Origin of the sequence: Marivita hallyeonensis (assembly GCF_900129875.1) — a bacterium.
Classification (GTDB): domain Bacteria; phylum Pseudomonadota; class Alphaproteobacteria; order Rhodobacterales; family Rhodobacteraceae; genus Marivita; species Marivita hallyeonensis.
On the sequence record NZ_FQXC01000001.1, the window covers coordinates 1058719 to 1077270 of the forward strand.

The 18552-nt window shown below is 55.1% G+C and carries 16 protein-coding genes; 15 read left to right on the forward strand and 1 reads right to left on the reverse strand.

The features are described 5' to 3' along the window. Window positions 1–89: 89 nt before the first annotated feature. Window positions 90–332, reverse strand: coding sequence for a hypothetical protein (locus BUA42_RS21475; RefSeq protein WP_342715941.1), 243 nt, complete (start codon window positions 330–332; stop codon window positions 90–92). A gap of 430 nt (window positions 333–762) precedes the next feature. Between BUA42_RS21475 and BUA42_RS05390 the strand changes: the two genes are divergently transcribed. From BUA42_RS05390 to tssK, 15 genes are all read left to right on the forward strand, one after another. Continuing rightward, a complete protein-coding gene (locus BUA42_RS05390) occupies window positions 763–1896 on the forward strand; it encodes a class I SAM-dependent methyltransferase (RefSeq protein ID WP_072776605.1) in 1134 nt (377 codons plus the stop codon). A gap of 188 nt (window positions 1897–2084) precedes the next feature. Continuing rightward, the gene (gene tssA / locus BUA42_RS05395; RefSeq protein WP_072776762.1) at window positions 2085–3107 is read left to right on the forward strand and encodes a type VI secretion system protein TssA; all 1023 of its coding nucleotides are present in this window, start codon (window positions 2085–2087) and stop codon (window positions 3105–3107) included. Window positions 3108–3179: 72 nt separating this feature from the next. Further along, the gene (gene tssB, locus BUA42_RS05400; protein ID WP_072776606.1) at window positions 3180–3698 is read left to right on the forward strand and encodes a type VI secretion system contractile sheath small subunit; all 519 of its coding nucleotides are present in this window, start codon (window positions 3180–3182) and stop codon (window positions 3696–3698) included. 3 nt (window positions 3699–3701) lie between these two features. Continuing rightward, entirely contained in the window at window positions 3702–5195 is a 1494-nt protein-coding gene (gene tssC, locus BUA42_RS05405; RefSeq protein WP_072776607.1) for a type VI secretion system contractile sheath large subunit, read from the forward strand. A gap of 84 nt (window positions 5196–5279) precedes the next feature. Continuing rightward, window positions 5280–5765, forward strand: coding sequence for an Hcp family type VI secretion system effector (locus BUA42_RS05410; RefSeq protein WP_072776763.1), 486 nt, complete (start codon window positions 5280–5282; stop codon window positions 5763–5765). A 47-nt stretch (window positions 5766–5812) separates the two neighbouring features. Further along, window positions 5813–6631 carry a type VI secretion system accessory protein TagJ gene (locus BUA42_RS05415; protein ID WP_072776608.1) on the forward strand — a complete coding sequence of 273 codons (819 nt, stop codon included), beginning with the start codon at window positions 5813–5815 and terminating at the stop codon, window positions 6629–6631. Beyond that, window positions 6624–7121 (forward strand): type VI secretion system baseplate subunit TssE, encoded by a 498-nt coding sequence (tssE, locus tag BUA42_RS05420; protein ID WP_072776609.1) that lies wholly within the window; start codon window positions 6624–6626, stop codon window positions 7119–7121. Before BUA42_RS05415 ends, tssE begins: the two co-directional genes overlap by 8 nt. Window positions 7122–7126: 5 nt before the next feature. After that, window positions 7127–9007 (forward strand): type VI secretion system baseplate subunit TssF, encoded by a 1881-nt coding sequence (gene tssF / locus BUA42_RS05425; protein WP_072776610.1) that lies wholly within the window; start codon window positions 7127–7129, stop codon window positions 9005–9007. Beyond that, on the forward strand, window positions 8971–10014 hold the full coding sequence (gene tssG / locus BUA42_RS05430) for a type VI secretion system baseplate subunit TssG (protein ID WP_072776611.1): 1044 nt from the start codon (window positions 8971–8973) through the stop codon (window positions 10012–10014). The genes tssF and tssG overlap by 37 nt, the downstream gene beginning before the upstream one ends. Before the next feature lie 38 nt (window positions 10015–10052). Then, the gene (gene tssH, locus BUA42_RS05435) at window positions 10053–12764 is read left to right on the forward strand and encodes a type VI secretion system ATPase TssH (protein ID WP_072776612.1); all 2712 of its coding nucleotides are present in this window, start codon (window positions 10053–10055) and stop codon (window positions 12762–12764) included. A 99-nt stretch (window positions 12765–12863) separates the two neighbouring features. Beyond that, a complete protein-coding gene (locus BUA42_RS05440; protein WP_218588612.1) occupies window positions 12864–14807 on the forward strand; it encodes a type VI secretion system Vgr family protein in 1944 nt (647 codons plus the stop codon). Window positions 14808–14874: 67 nt separating this feature from the next. Beyond that, entirely contained in the window at window positions 14875–15408 is a 534-nt protein-coding gene (locus BUA42_RS05445; RefSeq protein ID WP_245818956.1) for a DUF6931 family protein, read from the forward strand. 3 nt (window positions 15409–15411) lie between these two features. After that, window positions 15412–15717: a PAAR domain-containing protein gene (locus BUA42_RS05450; RefSeq protein ID WP_072776614.1), complete on the forward strand. Its 306-nt coding sequence runs from the start codon at window positions 15412–15414 to the stop codon at window positions 15715–15717. 9 nt (window positions 15718–15726) lie between these two features. After that, a complete protein-coding gene (tagH, locus tag BUA42_RS05455; protein WP_072776615.1) occupies window positions 15727–17172 on the forward strand; it encodes a type VI secretion system-associated FHA domain protein TagH in 1446 nt (481 codons plus the stop codon). 34 nt (window positions 17173–17206) lie between these two features. Further along, window positions 17207–18547 (forward strand): type VI secretion system baseplate subunit TssK, encoded by a 1341-nt coding sequence (gene tssK, locus BUA42_RS05460; protein ID WP_072776616.1) that lies wholly within the window; start codon window positions 17207–17209, stop codon window positions 18545–18547. Window positions 18548–18552: the final 5 nt, after the last annotated feature.

Below are 18552 nucleotides of genomic sequence, written 5' to 3' on the forward strand. Positions count from 1 at the left end.
GATCAAGGTCAGCGAGACCAAAGACAAAACCAGAAGCACTGCAATAATCGGCCCGCCGGTCCCGAGTGTTGAGAGGGACCCAAACACGACTATTTCACCAAAGCGGCATTTGTTTTGCTTTGCAGGTCAAGGAAGGCGAAGCAATCCGTCTCCTCTTCGTTTTGCGGCCGGCAGGACGCCATGTCGTGCAGAACGATCTCGGAAATGTCGGTGCATGCGATCTCGGGAATGGCAAAAAGCTTGAGAGTGGTTCGCGCGATTGGCAACGGGGCCGCATCGACGGACAGGAGGCGGTCAATAACCCCGGATCGATCTAAAATTGCAAGGCTCATCTCAAAGCCTTCAAAGCTTTTGCCTGTCTGGTTTCGGAAGAGAAAATATGCCTGACATCCGCCGTCCTCAGCCGTTTCAAACTTGTTCAATTCAACGCTCAGAAGTGCATCTTGTGCCGTTGCGGACTGGGCTGAAACCGCCAGAGCAGCAACCAACAGCCAAACTGACACATCCTTCATAAGAGCCTCCCAAAATTTAATTCACCCATCTAAGAATATGAATTTATTCAATAATAACGGGTTTTTCGGCGCAGACACGTCCAGTATCGGATTGCTCTGGCGCATCCCTTGCCTAAGGAAACGCGAAGTAAGCAAACGGGTCAAGTGACAAGGGAAAGGGGTCTATTCAAAATTGCTGCCGAGGCGCGGTTTGTTTTGTGCGGTCAAGTGTGGGAACGTTGCTGGACGAGTTTCTTTGCGGAGCAAGTGGATGATGCTGCAAACGGCCGACACGCCAGAAGCGATCTACGCACAAGTTGAAGCCTTTCGATCAAAGGTTGCAGACCAGGTTGGCGTTATCGTTGAAGAACTGTGCAGGAATTATCGTCGCAACGGCGATCGTATCGCCTCGGCGTGCTTGAAAATCGATCAAGCCATTCGTGATTACCATGCTTTCTTGCCGCGTATCGATGCTGTCCGGGCTCGAGCAGAGCAAGAAGCAACGGACCACAGTGAATTCATTGAACTGCGCCGTCTTTGGGGGCCAACAACCGCGAATGCCAGTTTATTCAGGATAGAGCTGAACCGGTGGCATGAAATGCGCGTTCTGGTCGACAGGCAGCGTAAGCCCAAGCGAAGACGGCTTTACGTTCCGACAGCGAAAGTGCCGGAAATCACGATGTCTCAGATGCTTGCAGGAGATGACGTATTTCATGCCATCCATGCAGTACTGAACCCCGCTGACCAAAGTGCGTCTGCCGAGGACTACGGGTGTTTCCCTGACATCGGGCTTTCGAACAGTGATTTCCACGCACATCTTCATGCCGCGTACCGTGTCCTTCTCGCACGACCCGAGAAAAAGGACTGGCGATTTCTTGATGTGGGGTGCGGAGCGGGACTTAAAGTGATCTCAGCGAAGCGTTATTTTGATGAGGTTTTCGGATTTGACTACGATCCGGCTTATGTAGACTTCGGCAAGTCTTTGGCGACGCGCGGAGGTTTGGATCCCGCCCGCATTTTTCAACAAAATGCCCTAAGCTATGACGACTACGGCGAGTTCGACGTCATTTATTTCTATCGGCCCATGCGGGATGAGGATTTGTTGATGGAGATGGAAAAGTTGATTGTCGAGACAGCGCACCCTGGAACGCTGCTCATCGCGCCTTATCGTGCATTCACCCATCGGTACGAAGATCTTGGCTGTGGACACATAGAGGGCGATCTGTACCTTGCACAAGCTAGCGCAGAGGACGCCCAAAAAGCGCGTCGCGCGGCAGAGCGGATGGGCCCGTTCATTGCAAAACGCGACGAGTCGTTGCTCAGAACGGTGTGGTCACCGATCTTGGACCAATCACGAGCGAATGGATACGATTTACCGACCCGCTACGCGAAACCGCGGTACTGACATTTGGTCTTTTGTGCCGCTCAGATGGCGGGTCTAGAGCCCACGACTGACAATCTTCAGTTGAGCCGAACTCGAAAATATAGTTCGTTTCAAATTCTTCGCTAGATTTTTGACAGAGGTTTGATAGCATTCCGCCACGTTAGCTATTTTGTTTGTACTTTTTTTCTCAAGACCTGAAGGCTGCCACATTGTCTGACTTGTTTATTGCCCATGGAGATGACGCTCCAAGTGGGGAAAACCTTGAGTACGATCCCGACTTCACGGCGATGGAGTTGGCTGCCCAGCCAGAGGAAGAGCGCCAGGCTGGAGATGAGATTGTCGAAGGCAAAGACCCGGATTTCAAAGACCTCGCAGCCAAGGCACGTGCCATCCTTGAGCGGTGTCACGATATCCGAGCGGCGGTATATCTCGCGAATGCGGAGCTGCGACTGACCGGATTATCCGGTTTCGCTGAGATGACGCGTTACATCCGCTTTTGCCTCGAAGAGCACTGGGACACCTGCCATCCCCAGCTGGATGCTGACGATGACGATGACCCCACCATGCGGATCAACGCCGTCACAAACCTGTCAGATCGCAGCACGATCTTGAGAGGTTTGCGCGTGGAAGCGCCGTTGACCGACAGCCGGGCATTTGGGCAGGTCACGCTGCGTGACATTGAGGTGTCCAAGGGAGAGACACCTCCGCGTGAGGACGAAACACCGATGCCGGCTTCGGATCTGAACGGCGCGTTTCTGGATACGAATGATGAAAAGCTGAACGAGTTTCTTACGAGCGCGCAGGCCGCTTTGGAGAATGTTAACGCAGTCGACGCTGTTTTCCTCGAGAAGACTCCCGGGTTTGGACCGTCGCTGGAACCGCTCCAGAAAATGTTGGCGCAAGTCATCTCGGTCTTGTCGGAAGCTGTTGGCGAAGATGAGCCGGAAGCTACAGGACAATCCTCGAACGCGGGCCCAACAGTGTCAGCTTCGATCGAAGGCGGTAGCGGCACACCGGGACAAATCGCGTCTCAGGCGGATGTGGCAGCCACGCTGGATCGGATCATTGCTTATTATGCCAAGCACGAACCCTCGAGCCCAATTCCGATCCTGCTTCAGCGTGCGCGCCGACTGATTGGAGCGGATTTCCTAACTATTATCAATGATTTGGCGCCACTTGGTGTTGAGAACGTCAATTTGGTTGGCGGGATCTCGGAAGAGGAGTCCTACTAGCAAGTGCCGTCAAGTTGAGGCGGCGAAACTCAAGTCCAAAACCACAAAAAGCCGATGGAATAGGGAGAAAAGATGTCTAGTTCACAAAAATTTATCGCAAGAAATCGGGCTCCGAGAGTGCAGATCGAGTATGATGTGGAGCTCTACGGATCGGAAAAGAAAGTTCAACTTCCATTCGTAATGGGCGTTATGTCTGATCTGGCTGGCAAATCGGAAGTCGAACAGCCGGGCGTCGCCGATCGCAAGTTTCTTGAGATCGACGTTGATAACTTCGACGATCGCATGAAGTCCATGAAGCCACGTGTCGCGTTTTCGGTGCCGAATACGCTGACCGGCGAAGGTAATCTGTCGGTCGATGTCTCGTTTGAAAGTATGGACGACTTCTCTCCTGGCAGGATTGCCGAAAAAGTCGAGCCGTTGAAAAAGCTACTCGATGCGCGCAACGAACTATCGAATTTGGCTACGTACATGGACGGCAAACCTGGTGCCGAGGAACTGATCTCGAAGGCCATGAACGATCCGGCCTTGCTGAAGTCACTTGCTGCGCAGGCGGCCCCGTCTGACGACGAGTCAACCAAGGAAGAGGGATAAGCGATGGCCGAACAAGCAACAGAAGCGCAGGTGGCAGAAGGTACAGCCGAAGCCACGGAGTCTGATTTCGCGGCGCTGCTTGAAAAGGAGTTCAAGCCAAAAACCGATACTGCCAAATCAGCCGTCGAGTCTGCTGTCACCACTTTGGCCCAGCAGGCTTTGGAAAACGCGTCGCTTATCTCGGAAGATGTGTTGCTGTCTCTGGAAGCGATGGTCGCAGAGATCGACAGGAAACTTTCCGAACAGATCAACCTGATCATCCACCACGAAGAATATCAGCAACTCGAAAGTGCTTGGCGCGGTCTCCATTTCCTGGTGAACAACACCGAAACGGATGAGATGCTCAAGATCCGGGTGATGAACATCTCAAAGAAGGACCTGCACAAAACCTTGCGCAAGTTCAAAGGCACAGCCTGGGATCAATCACCGATCTTCAAAAAACTGTATGGCGAGGAGTACGACCAGATCGGCGGAGAACCATATGGCTGTCTCGTCGGCGACTATTATTTCGATCATACGCCACCGGATGTTGAATTGCTGGGCGAGATGTCAAAGATCGCCGCGGCCGCGCACGCGCCCTTTCTGGCAGCAGCAGCACCGTCATTGATGCAGTTTGAAAGCTGGTCTGAGTTGTCGAATCCGCGCGATCTGACGAAGATCTTCCAGACGCCCGAATACGCGGGATGGCGCAGTCTTCGGGATAGCGAGGACAGCAAATACCTTGGCCTCGCGATGCCGAAATTCCTCAGCCGTCAGCCCTATGGTGCCAAGTCGAACCCGGTCGAGGAATTCGCCTTCGAAGAAGACACCGGAAACGGCGACTCCTCCAGATTTGCCTGGACGAATGCTGCATATGGCATGGCGATGAACATCAATCGCTCGTTCAAGGAGTATGGCTGGTGCAGCCGAATTCGTGGCGTTGAGTCTGGTGGAACAATCGAAGGTCTGCCGACGCACACATTCCCGACGGATGATGGCGGTGTCGATATGAAGTGCCCGACCGAAGTCACCATTGGCGACCGCCGGGAAGCGGAGTTGGCGAAGGCCGGTCTTATGCCGCTTTTGCATCGAAAGAATACCGACAACGCGTCGTTCATTGGAGCGCAGTCTTTGCACAAGCCGGCTGTCTACGAAGACCCGGATGCAACAGCGAACGCCAATCTGGCAGCACGTTTGCCATATCTCTTCGCGACATGCCGTTTTGCGCATTACCTGAAGTGCATGGTTCGGGATAAAGTCGGTTCGTTCAAAGAGCGCGAGGATATGGAGCGCTGGCTGAATGAATGGATCATGCAATACGTCGATGGCAGTCCCGACCGGTCCACGGAGCGGACGAAAGCCGAAAAACCTCTTGCTGCAGCCGAAGTCGTTGTCGAGGCTGACGAGGAGAACCCCGGTTACTACCGTTCGCAATTCTTCTTGCGACCTCATTACCAGTTGGAAGGTTTGTCGGTGTCGTTGCGGCTGGTTTCGAAGCTGCCTTCCGAAAAGCAATAATGATAGGCCCAAGGCGCATGGTGCGCCTTGGGCAATCATTTCAACAGAGCGGTGGGTGCCGCATTTGAAGAAAGGAAGATCATCATGGCCGTTGATATGTTTATTAAGATCGGACCGCTTGACGGGGAGTCCAAGGACCACAAAAAGAAGGGCGAGATCGACGTTCTGGCGTGGTCGTGGGGTTGCAGCAACTCCGGCACATGGCACCACGGTGGCGGCGGCGGCGCTGGTAAAGCGAACTACCAAGACCTTTCGATCACCACATATATCGAAAATTCTACCTCAGCCCTTCTTCAAGCATGCGGGACCGGAGAGCATTTTGATGATGCGACGTTGACGGTTCGAAAGGCTGGCAAGAAGCCGCTTGAATATCTCGTCATCAAAATGAAGAAGATTTTGGTCACGTCAGTGTCTTTCGGTGGGTCCGGCGGCGAAGAACGACTGACGCAAAACGTCACTTTGAACTTCGCCGAAATCGAATGGACCTACAAAGAACAAAAAGACGACGGTTCCGGCGGTCCTGACAAGAAGTTCGCCTTCGACATCGAAGCAAACGAAGACAAAAGCTAAGTCCCGTCCGCTCGCGGCGCGCGTAACCATTCTGGAGACTGCCAGTGATGAATACTGCTCAGGACTTACTCAAGGCCGGAGACCTGCAAGGGGCACTGGCCAGTCTTCAGGATGCCGTGCGTGCAAAGCCGGAAGACGCGAAATTGCGCGTCTTCCTCTTTCAGTTGCTTTGCGTGATGGGCGATTGGAACCGCGCGGTGGCTCAGCTCAAGCTTTGCGCGCAGCTTGATGCGGCGGCGCTTCCAATGGCGCAGACGTATCGAGAAGCCATCATATGCGAGGTCTTTCGTGAGAAGGTCTTTTCGGGTGAAAAAGATGCGTTGATCTTCGGGCAACCACAGGATTGGGTGGCACTGTTGGCGCAATCTGTAAAAGCTTTGGCGCGGGGTCACGCTGACCAAGCGGCACAGCTCAGGGAAGAGGCGTTCGAAAAAGCGCCAACGACCAGCGGAGCGCTTGATGAAATCGATTTCGAATGGATTGCCGACGCCGATATGCGATTGGGTCCTGTGCTCGAAATCATTATCAATGGCAAGTACTTCTGGATGCCATTCAACGTTCTGGCCAGTTTGCGATTGGACCCACCGGTCGATTTGCGTGATGCGGTTTGGACCGCAGCGAACCTGACGCTTCACAATGGTGGCGAACTTGTCGGGCTAATTCCCACACGTTATGCCGGGACCACTGACCGTGGAGACGATGCGATGAAGCTGTCTCGTGCCACGCATTGGGAAGACCTTGGCGGCGGAACTTTTGGCGGCGTAGGGCAACGGCTTTTTGCGACGGACCAGTCCGAAGTTGCGATTATGGATGCGCGTAATTTCCAGTTCGCTCCGAATTTGACCCAAGGTGCGGATGATGGCTGACCGCACGCTCACAGAGCGCCTTCAGCCGTCAATCATCGATAGGCTGACTGACCACGAGCCTTCGAAGAAAAGTGAAACGCAGGCGGAACGGATGATCGATATCCGAAGGCTTCGCGAAATCATTCAACGGGATCTGTCTTGGCTCTTAAACACGGGAAATCTTGATAGCGAAATCGACAGCGAAGAATATCCGCACGTCATGACTTCCGTGTTGAATTACGGTGTTCCTGACCCCACGGGTGATTTCGCAAACGTCGAACGCGCGACGGCGGTACGTGACGCGATCCAAAAAGCCATTGAGTTATTCGAACCGCGGATCATTGATGGCACCCTGAAGGTCATAACACGCACAGACGATGCCAAACGAGAGGCAATCGTCGAGTTCGACATTCTTGCCGACATGTGGGCCGAGCCGTTGCCCACAGAGCTTTATCTGCGCAGCCAGTTTGATGTGACAACCGGCCAGATAAGTCTCGAGCGCGGGAGCTGACGAAAATGGATACGCGACTTCTTCGTCACTATGAAACCGAGCTCGCGTTCCTGCGCGAGATGGGCGCCGAGTTCGCGAAGTCGTACCCAAAGATCGCGTCGAGGTTGGGGATGGACGGTCTTGAGGTCCTCGATCCTTATGTTGAGCGGCTGATCGAAGGGACGGCGTTTCTCACAGCACGTGTCCAGCTCGAATTGGAGATGCAGTATCCTGCATTTACCAACCATTTGCTTGATGTCGTCTTTCCGCATTTTGTCGCGCCGACACCGTCGATGATGATCGCCGAGTTTGCTCCCGATCTCGAAGATGCGGACCTGGCATCCGGTTATACCTTGCCCAGACACACGGTTCTGCGATCGAAAATCGTGTCTGGCGCTCAGAAAGCCTGCCAGTTCAGGACCGCGCACGATCTTGAGCTCTGGCCTCTCACGGTTGCAGAGACGGAGTACATAGATGGTCGCGGTGCCTTGGTTGCCGCAGGGGTCGCAAAGGATCCTAAAGCTCGCGCCGCGATACGCATCCGGCTCAAGAGGCATGCGAAGCTTCCTATTTCCGAATTGCCGTTAGACCGGCTGACGTTCTTCCTCGGGGGGCAACCCAACACGTCCTGGACGCTGCTTGAGATGCTCTGCGCGCATCCTTCGATGGTGATCGCGCGGTCCACGGATCGACGCGACGACTGGGTGGCGCCTCTTGACGCGCGGTTGCGATCGCGGGGTCTCGACCGGGACGAAGCGTTACTCCCGACGCCGCGTCCGTCTTTTGACGGGTACCGCCTTTTGCAAGAATACTTCGCGATGCCGGAGCGAAACCTCTTCGTCGAGGTGGCCGGTCTAAAATCGGTCTTGCCGGACGCGAAGAACGATGACGTCGATCTTTACATTCTGCTGCGTGAAAACAAGCCGGAGATCGCACCCAATATCACGCTGGAGGCATTCAAGTTGAATTGCGTACCAGCGATCAATCTCTTTCCGAAACGCTGTGATCGCGTGCCAGTCAGCCCGAGTGTAACCGAATATCATCTGGTTCCGGATCGGACGGCCCCAAAGGACTTTGAGGTATTCTCGATCAAGAAAGTTATGGGTGTCAGCAAGGACGGGAAGGCGGATATCCCGCTTTCGGCCTTCTACTCATCAGATGAGCTGACTGCCGCAGGCGGAGGCGGGTCTGCATATTATACGCATCAGCGGCATCTTCGACAGCGCACCGAGAGCGAAGCACTGCAAGGTATGCGCACGAACTACCTAGGATCCGAAAGCTTTCTGTCGGTCGTCGATGCGCAGCAAGCGCCTTTTGCAGAAAGGTTAAGCCAGCTTTCTGTCGAAGCCATGGTCACCAATCGCGACTTGCCAATGTTGTTGCCGAACGGTGTCGCGGATGTTTTTCATTTGCCTGACGGTGGACCAGTCGCAAGCATCCGAACGCCGGTAGGCCCAACCAAGCCGCGTGCGTGTCTTGCACAGGGCGATGCAGCGTGGAGAGCGGTCAGTCACCTCAGCCTGAATTACCTATCCATCGCCGATGACTCGGGTGCCGAAGGCGGTGGTGCGGCGGCATTGCGTGAAATCGTGGGTCTATATTCCCCGATCGGCGACCGCGCGTTGCAACAACAGCTGGAGGGTATCACCTCGGTTACAACCCGTCCGATTGTGCGCCGCATGCATGACGGTGTTTTGTCCACTGCGGTCCGCGGCCAACAGATCACATTGGAATTTGACGAGGCTTTGTTCGAAGGCAGTTCGGTCTTTGCACTGGCTTTGGTTCTGGAGCGATTTTTCAAGAAGTACGCAACAATAAACAGTTTCACGGAAACAGTATTGAGAACACAACAACGGGGAGAGATTACGCGATGGGCACCCAAAATGGGGATGAACCGCGTGATCTGACCCACCTGGAGCGTCTGATCCGCGAAGCCGAATCCTACCACATTTTCTTTGCGTTGCGCGTACTTGAGGCGCAGCTTCCCGACTGTCCAAAATTCGGCGAAGCACGGCGGCCTCGGCAGGATAAGGTTAGGTTCGGACAGGAACCAACACTTGGATTTCCGCCGTCAACGATTGCCGCGTACGTGCCGAAGAAGGCGGATGTGCCTCCTAAACTGGTAAACTATTTCTTTGGATTGTTCGGGTCCAACGGCCCACTACCTTTGCATCTGACCGAATATGCGCGGTCGCGGAAGTTCAACTACAGTGACCCGACATTCACGGCTTTTGCGGATATGCTGATGCATCGGCCAATGACGCTCATGTATCGTGCTTGGGTTCGTGGACAACCGACGGCGGCATTTGACCGAGGCGACAATAGTGAAACGGAAAACAAAATTGCGGCATTGAGCGGCTTTCTTGGCAATCATCTGCGCAGTCGGGACGAAATGCCCGATCTCGCCAAGCGACATTTCGCGGGCATGCTTTCCGCAGCCCCAAAAAACGCAGAAAGCCTCGTCGCAATCCTTAATGGCTTCTTCGGCGCAAAGGTCGAACTAGAGGAATTCATCGGGGATTGGTTGTACCTGGAACCCGATGACAGATGGATGCTTGGGTCCGGGGGAGGACTAGGAAGTACTACGTGCATCGGCGAACGGGTGTGGTCGAATGCAGCGAAGTTCCGGCTAAGAATTGGGCCATTGTCGCTTGAAGACTATAAACGATTTCTGCCGGGCACTCCGGCGTTGCGGCGCTTGCGCGCGATCGTCCGCAATTTCATCGGCGACCAGTTTGAGTGGGATCTCAACCTTGTGATCAAGGGGGATGAAGTCCCGCAGGCGAAGTTGGGGGCCTCTACACAACTCGGCCTGACAAGCTGGATCGGTTCGGACGCCCATCCGCCAGAAGTTAATGATCTGTATCTGAGTCCGATGAGCCAAAAGGCGTCGGGCGAAGCGCTGGCAGCTTAGAAGAAATCAATTGTCGCGTAGACGCGAAGGAGACCGATATGAGCGAGATTAGCCGAGTGGCCCTGTTTGGGAAGTTGAACAAGGTTGGGTATCAGGCCATTGAGAGCGCCACGGTCTTTTGCAAGATGCGAGGGAACCCGTATGTCGAGGTGATCCACTGGCTGGCACAGTTGGTTCAACTGGATAACTCCGACATTCAAAAGATCATTCAGCACTACGATATCGACCCGGCAAAGCTGTCTGCGGACATGACGCGCGCGTTGGACGCGCTGCCGCGCGGCGCGAGTTCGATCTCGGATCTCAGTTCGCATTTGCAGGACGCGATGGAGCGCGCATGGGTGTACGGGTCTCTGCTTTACAACTCCAACCAGGTGCGGACGGGGCATCTCATTCTCGGGATGCTCAAAACGCCCGAGTTGCGATCAATCCTTTTTAACATCTCGCGGGAGTTCTCGAAGGTTGGCGCGGACGATCTGTCTGACAATTTCGATGCGGTCACGGATGGCTCGGTTGAAGATCGGCTCAGCCCGCAGGATGGGTCGAACACGGGCGGGGGAGCAGTGCCTGGTGAAGCATCCGGCGCTATGGCACCGGGTGCGATGGGAAAGGAAGAAGCCCTCCGGCAGTTTTGCACCGATTTGACCGAGCAGGCCCGCAACGGTGAGATTGACCCAATCGTCGGTCGCGATGAAGAGATCCGTCAGATCGTTGATGTGCTGATGCGGCGGAGACAGAATAATCCGATCCTTACGGGTGAGGCCGGTGTCGGTAAGACTGCTGTCGTTGAGGGTTTTGCCCTACGCATCGCGCGAGGTGACGTACCGCCTGCGCTGCGCGAGGCGCGCCTCTTGGTGCTGGATGTCGGACTGCTTCAGGCCGGCGCGTCAATGAAAGGAGAGTTTGAGAACCGTCTGAGACAAGTGATCGACGAAGTGCAAGCCTCGACGGTGCCAATCATCATGTTCGTGGATGAGACGCATACGCTGGTCGGCGCAGGCGGCGCAGCGGGCACCGGGGATGCGGCGAACCTGCTCAAACCCGCCCTCGCGCGTGGCACTTTACGGACCATTGGTGCGACGACGTGGGCGGAGTATAAAAAGCACATCGAAAAAGACCCTGCTTTGACAAGGCGTTTTCAGGTGGTGCAGGTGGATGAGCCGGACATCCCGAAAGCGGTGATGATGATGCGCGGCATCGCTACCATGCTTGAAAGGCACCACAAAGTTCAGGTTCTGGATGAAGGTATTGAAGCTGCGGTTTCTCTCTCTGCGCGATACATTCCGGCGCGGCAATTGCCGGACAAATCTGTCAGCGTCTTGGACACAGCCTGCGCGCGTGTTGCGGTCAGCCAGCATGCGGTTCCCGCCGAAGTGGATGACAGCCGGAAACGGATCGATGCGTTGACGACCGAGTTGGAGATCATCGAACGCGACGAGACCGCAGGTATGAATGTTGGCCAGCGTCGCGATACCATTTCGGCGCTGAAGGAAGAGGAAGAAACCCGATTGGCCGAACTCGATGCGCGGTGGGAGGCGGAAAAAGCGGTTGTCGCTGATATTCTCGATTTACGTGCCAAGCTGCGCGAAGGCGGTGCCCCTGTAGATGCGCCCGAAGCCGCCGGCGAAGAGGCGGCGGAAGCCAGCCCAATGACCGCCGAAGAACGGGCGGAACTACTGCAGCAGTTAAAGTCGAAGAACGCCGAACTCGTCGAACTGCAGGGGGAAAATCCTTTGATTCTGCCAATTGTTGACGCGCAGGCCGTCGCTAGTGTTGTTGGTGACTGGACGGGCATCCCCGTGGGTCGCATGGTCAAGGATGAACTGGCAACGGTTCTGGAACTGAAGGACCACCTCGCAAAGCGTGTGATCGGGCAAGACCACGCAATGGAGATGATTGCAAAGCGCATTCAGACCAGCCGTGCGGAACTTGACAATCCCAACAAACCCATCGGGGTTTTTCTGCTGGCGGGCACCAGCGGCGTTGGCAAGACCGAGACCGCGTTGGCCTTGGCCGAAGTGCTTTACGGTGGTGAACAGAATGTCATTACGATCAATATGTCGGAGTATCAGGAGGCGCACACTGTTAGCAGCCTGAAAGGTGCACCTCCGGGATACGTGGGGTATGGCGAAGGTGGTGTGTTAACCGAAGCAGTGCGGCGCAAACCGTATTCGGTGGTGCTTCTGGATGAAGTCGAAAAAGCCCACCCGGACGTGCATGAACTTTTCTTCCAGGTGTTCGACAAGGGCGTCATGGAAGACGGAGAGGGACGTGTGATCGACTTTAAAAATACCCTCATCCTTCTCACATCGAACGCGGGCTCGGACCTGATCATGGACATGTGCTCGGATCCGGATTTGATGCCCGAACCAGAAGGGATCGCGAAAGCTTTACGCGATCCACTTCTGAAGATTTTCCCGGCGGCGCTTTTGGGCCGGCTTGTAACGATACCCTATTATCCTTTGAGCCCGGATATGATCGGCAAGATCACTCGCCTGCAGCTTGACCGCATTAAGAAGCGTGTCACTGATGCACATGGTGTTCCTTTCGACTACTCGGACGCCGTGGTGGATACAATCGTCTCACGCTGCCAGGAGCTTGAGTCCGGTGGACGCATGATCGACGCGATTGTGACCAATTCCATGTTGCCCGACATCTCGTCCGAATTCCTGCGTCGAATGATGGAAGGGAAGTCGGTTTCGAAGGTCTCGATTGATGCGAAGGACAGTGATTTTGTCTACGAATTCGATTGACGCGGATGTGCGTTTGGCGCGGGCGAGCGCAGATACATGGTTGGTAAGTTAACGATTTCTGGGCTAGGCTGACATTGTGAGGGAAAGGCTTTTGACATGTTGATCGACCTTGATCCAAGCAAGTTTCCATTGCGGTTGGAAGGTGATTGCACTGAAAAGAAACTTCTTCCGATCGTGGCAAGGGTGACTGAGCGGATCAGCACGATCCCGACGATTGAAGTCGATTTCTTTTGTGAAAACGGCAAGCTCGCTCTTGAAGAGATCGTTGGCAAAACGATGCACCTCGTTGCTGAAAGCGATGACAAGTCAAAGAAGCGCTGGTTCCGGGGAACATGTGTATCGGCGGAATTTGTCGAACGATTCACTGTCGGGGGGCACTACAAAGCCGTTGTACGCCCGTGGCTTTGGTTTCTCACCCGGCGTACCGACTTGCGCATTTTCCAAGAGATGAACGTGGTCGACATCATCCAGGCTGTACTTGGAGAACACAATTTTTCGGGCCATCTGAAGCTGAAATTGGGAAAGAGTTACGACAACCGGACTTATTGCGTTCAATACAGAGAAACCGATTTTGATTTCATTAGTCGGCTCATGGAGGAGGAGGGCATTTACTACCACTTCGAACATGATCCGGAAACCGAAGAGATGGTGCTGTCGGATGGACTCCAAGACGCACTCTCTGTGCCTGAACCATCGTCTTTGATGTACAATCCAACGCGCATGCGCTCCACGATTGAGATCACTGACCCGTTGGTCTTCGATTGGATGGGGTCAGAGCAAGTACGCAGCGGGAAGGTTAGCCTGGAAGACTACGATTTTGAAAATTCGACATCTTCCATGAAAGCGTTGAGCACCGTGGCCGCCGGTACGTATTCGAAAGCAGCGGATGTCCGATACGACTACCCTGGACGATATCGGAGTTCTTCATTGGGTGAGCACTATGCAAAAGTCCGCATGGAGGCGGAAGCCATCCAGCATCATATCGTCAATGGCACGTCTGACGCCGTTCATCTTGCGGTTGGTCGAACCTTTTCGGTCACCAAATTGGAGCGTACAAAGGACCCGGCGAATGTTCTTCTAGTCGCTTGCAAGCACGATTTCGTTCAATTGGAAGCCATTGCGGATGGCTATTTCGAGAAAGCGGGCGAAGTGCTTGAAACTGCTGGTATAGGCGACATGCATGAACCGCACAGGGTAAGGTTCGAAGCTGTCGACAAAACCAAACAGTACCGTGCGCCGATTGTGACCTCATGGCCCAATGTCGGCGGGATACATACTGCGGTCGTGACGGGGCCGCCGGGAGAAGAGATTTACACGGACAAGTACGGTCGGATCAAAGTCCAGTTCCATTGGGATCAGGATGGCAACAAGGACGACAATACGACGTGTTGGGTCCGCACGATGATGCCATGGACAGGAAAGAACTGGGGAGCGATTGCCGTTCCGCGAATTGGGCAAGAGGTTGTCATCGACTTTGAAGAGGGCGACCCTGACCGACCTCTTTGCGTCGGCATGCTGTACAATGACCGGACGATGCCGCCGTACAAGCTGCCAGACAACAAGACACAATCGGGTGTGAAAACGAATTCATCGCCCGGAGGCGGTGGCTTCAATGAGCTGATGTTCGAGGACAAGGCGGGTGACGAGTTGGTTCGGTTCCAGTCTGAGAAGAACTACGAGGAAATCGTCAAGAACAACGCAACGGTTGAGATCGGTGTCCAGAAGAAGGATCCCGGTGATCTCACTCTGACGGTGGAAAACGATTACACGAAAACAATCAATTCGGGCGACGAAACAACCATTGTTCAGAGCGGAGATAAGACGGTCGATGTTCAATCTGGCAAGATTGTTATGACAGCTGCACGATCGATCGAGCTGACGGTAGGATCATCAACGATTTTCATGGATCCGTATTCGATCAGCATCACAAGCCCGACGATTACGGTGGAAGGTACCGGCAAGGTGGATGTGACCTCACCGCTCACAACGGTTAACGCGGACGGTCTTCTGACGCTGACCGGTAATCTGGTTGCGATCAATTGAGGGCTGGATGATGACCGCGCGTTTCGCAAACCTGACAAAAGTGCCGAACGAGCCAGCGGCAAAGTTCTTGGCGAAAAGCAACCTGACGCTGGACACGAAGGTAACTGCCCCGACAAGTGCGCCGGTCGACGTTGTATTGAAAGAATTGGCAGAGGCTGAAAAAAGCGACATTGACATGCTGCGCTTGCTTGCCGCGATCCTGCCTGTCCGGGAACGTGTTTGGTGGGCCTGTCTTGCTGCGCGGGATATCATCGGTCCAGGTGTGGAAAGCGAAACTCCGTCTGTCCGAGCTGCCGAGGCATGGGTGTTCCGACCAACTGACGAGAACCGAGAAGCGGCAATTGTCAGTCTTGATCAGGCCACAGTGAAAGACCTCACGCGGCATTGTGCTATGGCGGTGGCCTATTGCGACGACACCCTTGGTCCGGGCGAGATGGCCGAGTTTCCCGCACCGCCCGGCGCCAGCGCCTTGGCGGCGTTCTCTATGAACCTTGAAGCTCTCGTGGCGCATCGCGCGGATTGGGACGGGCATCTTCATATTTTGATCGACCGAGCGCTCGACATCGCGCGGGGCGGTAATGGCAAAGGTGAGAAGGCTTAATTCATGGGCAAGCCACAGGCACGAATGTTCGATTTGCATGGCTGCTTCACGCCAGGACCGCCACCGGCACCGCCGGTCCCGATTCCAGTGCCTACCCCGATCAATCCGCCATGCTGCGCCACGGTGCATGTTGTCAAACAACCCGCAGCGCGGATTTTCGATCTCGCCAATCCGGCCTTTCCCCATCCGATCATTATGGGTTCAAGCACCGTGATGATTGGAAAGTTGCCAGCAGCACGTATCGGTGACCAATGCATCTGTACAGGCGCTATCGTGACGGGTGCGTTCAATGTTTTGGTTGGAGGGTAATCGCAGCGCATGGGCGTGACGCTTAAGTTCCAGTCTTCGGGGATGGTGCCCGGCAATGGCGATCCGGTGCCGATGCGAGGTGGCAGCTTGACCGTGGGCCGCGGGCCCGCGAATGATCTGACGTTGCCGGACCCGGACCGCGTTTTGTCGAAGAACCACTTTGTGATCGAGGATCACAACGGCCGGGTTGTGATCGTGGATTTTTCGACCAACGGGACGTTTTTGAACTATTCGAAAGTACCGCTGGGAAGGACGCCAACGACGTTGAATAACGGCGATGTCTTATCAGTTGGGGCTTATGAGCTGGTTGTCGAAATTGGCGACGATTTGCCGGATCTTGATGATCTTTTGGCTCCCGCGCCTGGTGTGGCTGAACCGACTGCCCCGGCCTCCTCTGATCCATTGGATGTTTTGGATTCTCCCGCCGGCGAAGGTGATTTTCTTGATGACCTGTTGGGGGCTGAGTCCGGCCCGACCGGGCCCAAGCAGTTGGATACCACGGATCCGATTGATGAGCTTCTGCCGCCCTTGGGAGAGCAAGAAGATCCGTTCTTCAAAAAGCCTCAGGATGGGCGCGAGGGCAGCGGGGCGTCCCTGCCGATGCACAATCCGTCTGCGAGCGACAGTTTCTCGGCTTCAGCAAGCCTGATCCCGGACGATTGGGATGATCTTCTTGCACCAGACACGCCGGAGTTGGATGCACTGGAAGACGAGGAAGAACCTTCTTCGCTTAGTGCCAATGTGACGCCAGAGCCTATCAGCTCAGAGCCTGCAGCTGTACCTGACATGCCTTCACCAGCAGAAGAGCAACCTGAGCAAGTTGAGCCTGCGAAGGTGTCGACTGCGATCCCAAGCTCACCTGTCTCAGAAGGGGACCAATCTGCGGCGCGCGCGTTTCTGCAGGCACTCGATGTCGAAGACCTAGAGATCAAGGACGCGGACCTTCAACCGACAATGGAACGGGCCGGTCGCATCCTGCGCAAGATGATTGTGGGCCTGCGCGAAATCCTTATGACGCGGACATCGATCAAATCGGAATTTCGGATCGACCAGACGATGATAAGCGCTGGCGGCAACAATCCTCTGAAGTTTTCGCTAAGTGAAGACCAGGCGGTCGAAGCGCTGATGAAACCGAAGTCGAAGGGTTATCAGGCCCCAGAAACAGCCGCAGCCGAAGCCCTGGACGACATCAAGGCGCATGAGATCGCCATGGTCACGGGCATGGAAGCGGCGATCAAGGGCGTTTTGGCAAAGCTTGATCCCGAGATTCTGGCTGGGCAGATCGAAACGTCTAGCGCCATCGGCAGCATGTTTAAGGGCAAGAAGGCGCGATACTGGGAAGTGTACGAAAAGATGTATGCGCAGATCTCGGACCAGGCAGAAAATGATTTTCATGAACTGTTCAGCCGCGAATTCGCGCGTGCGTACAAGGAACAGCTCGACAAGTTGAAATAGCGCCTTTTGGCGTAACTGAACGGGAGACCGCCCATTGTCGTGGGAGAACAAGGTGCTTTGGACCGAGGGGTTGTTTTTGCAGCCTCACCATTTTCAGCAGGCTGACCGCTATACCGAGTCTTTGGTGGCCGGACTGGCTAGGCGGACAACGCCGTATGCCTGGGGGTTTGATGCGCTTGAGATTGACGAAGAAGCACTGAAAGTTGGCAAGTTTGCAATCAAGTCTTGTGCCGGGCTGACACAGGATGGTGTGACGTTCCGGGTGCCGCAGGCGGAAGACCATCCGCCGTCTCTGGAAGTGCCTGAAAACGTAAAGGACTGCGTTGTCTTGCTGACCGTACCGCAGAGACGCCAAGGGGCGACAGAGGTCGACCTGACAAATGTGGATCACTCGGCGTCCCGTCTCCGTCCCGCGGAGGTCGAAATCACGGACACGATGGGAGCGGACAAGAAGCCAGTGCCGATTGGTGTCGGCAAGTTGCGCCTGCAATTCGCGTTGGAGGTAGACGACCTGGCCGATCTCTTGGCGATCCCCATTGCCAAGATTATCGAGGTTCGGCCGGACAAGGAAATACTCTTGGATCGGGCGTTTATCCCAAGCTGCGTAGACATCCGCGCAGCCCCGGCGTTGGCCGGGTTCGTGAGCGAGTTGGAGGGGCTTTTGTCACATCGCATGCAAGCATTGGCTGGGCGGCTGTCTGAAAGTGGCCCGGCGCGCGGCACGGCGGATATTTCCGACTTTCTGCTGCTGATTGCCGTGAACAAAGCACTTCCGTTGTTCAGGCATTTCGCCAGCATCGAGAACCTGCATCCCGAGCTGGCTTATCGCGCATGTGTCGGTTTGGCTGGAGAGCTGGCGTCATTCATGGCAGACAACAAGGAAGCGCCGCAGTTTCCGCCGTACAAGCATGACAACCTGCCCGCGACTTTCACGCCTGTCATTCGGATCCTGCGCCAATATCTCAGCGCGGTGCTGGAACAGAGCGCCGTCTTGATTGCACTGGAAGAGCGCAAATACGGTATCAGTGTTGGTGTGATTGCGGATCGCAAGCTGCTTTCGACAGCGGGCTTCGTTCTGGCAGTGAAAGCGGATGTGCCTGCCGAGGATGTGCGGCGCCATTTTGCTGGCCAGTCCAAGATCGGGCCTGTGGAAGAAATCCGCCAGTTGGTGAATTCTGCCTTGCCCGGGATCACGTTGCGCCCGCTTCCTGTTGCGCCGCGGCAGGTGCCGTTTCAGGCGGGAACCGTTTATTTTGAGTTGGATGCGGATAGCCCATCCTGGGGAAAAATGACCACTTCGGGCGGGATCGCCGTGCATGTTTCAGGTCAGTATCCCGGGTTGAAGATGGAGCTTTGGGCGATCCGGAATAGCTAAGGGAA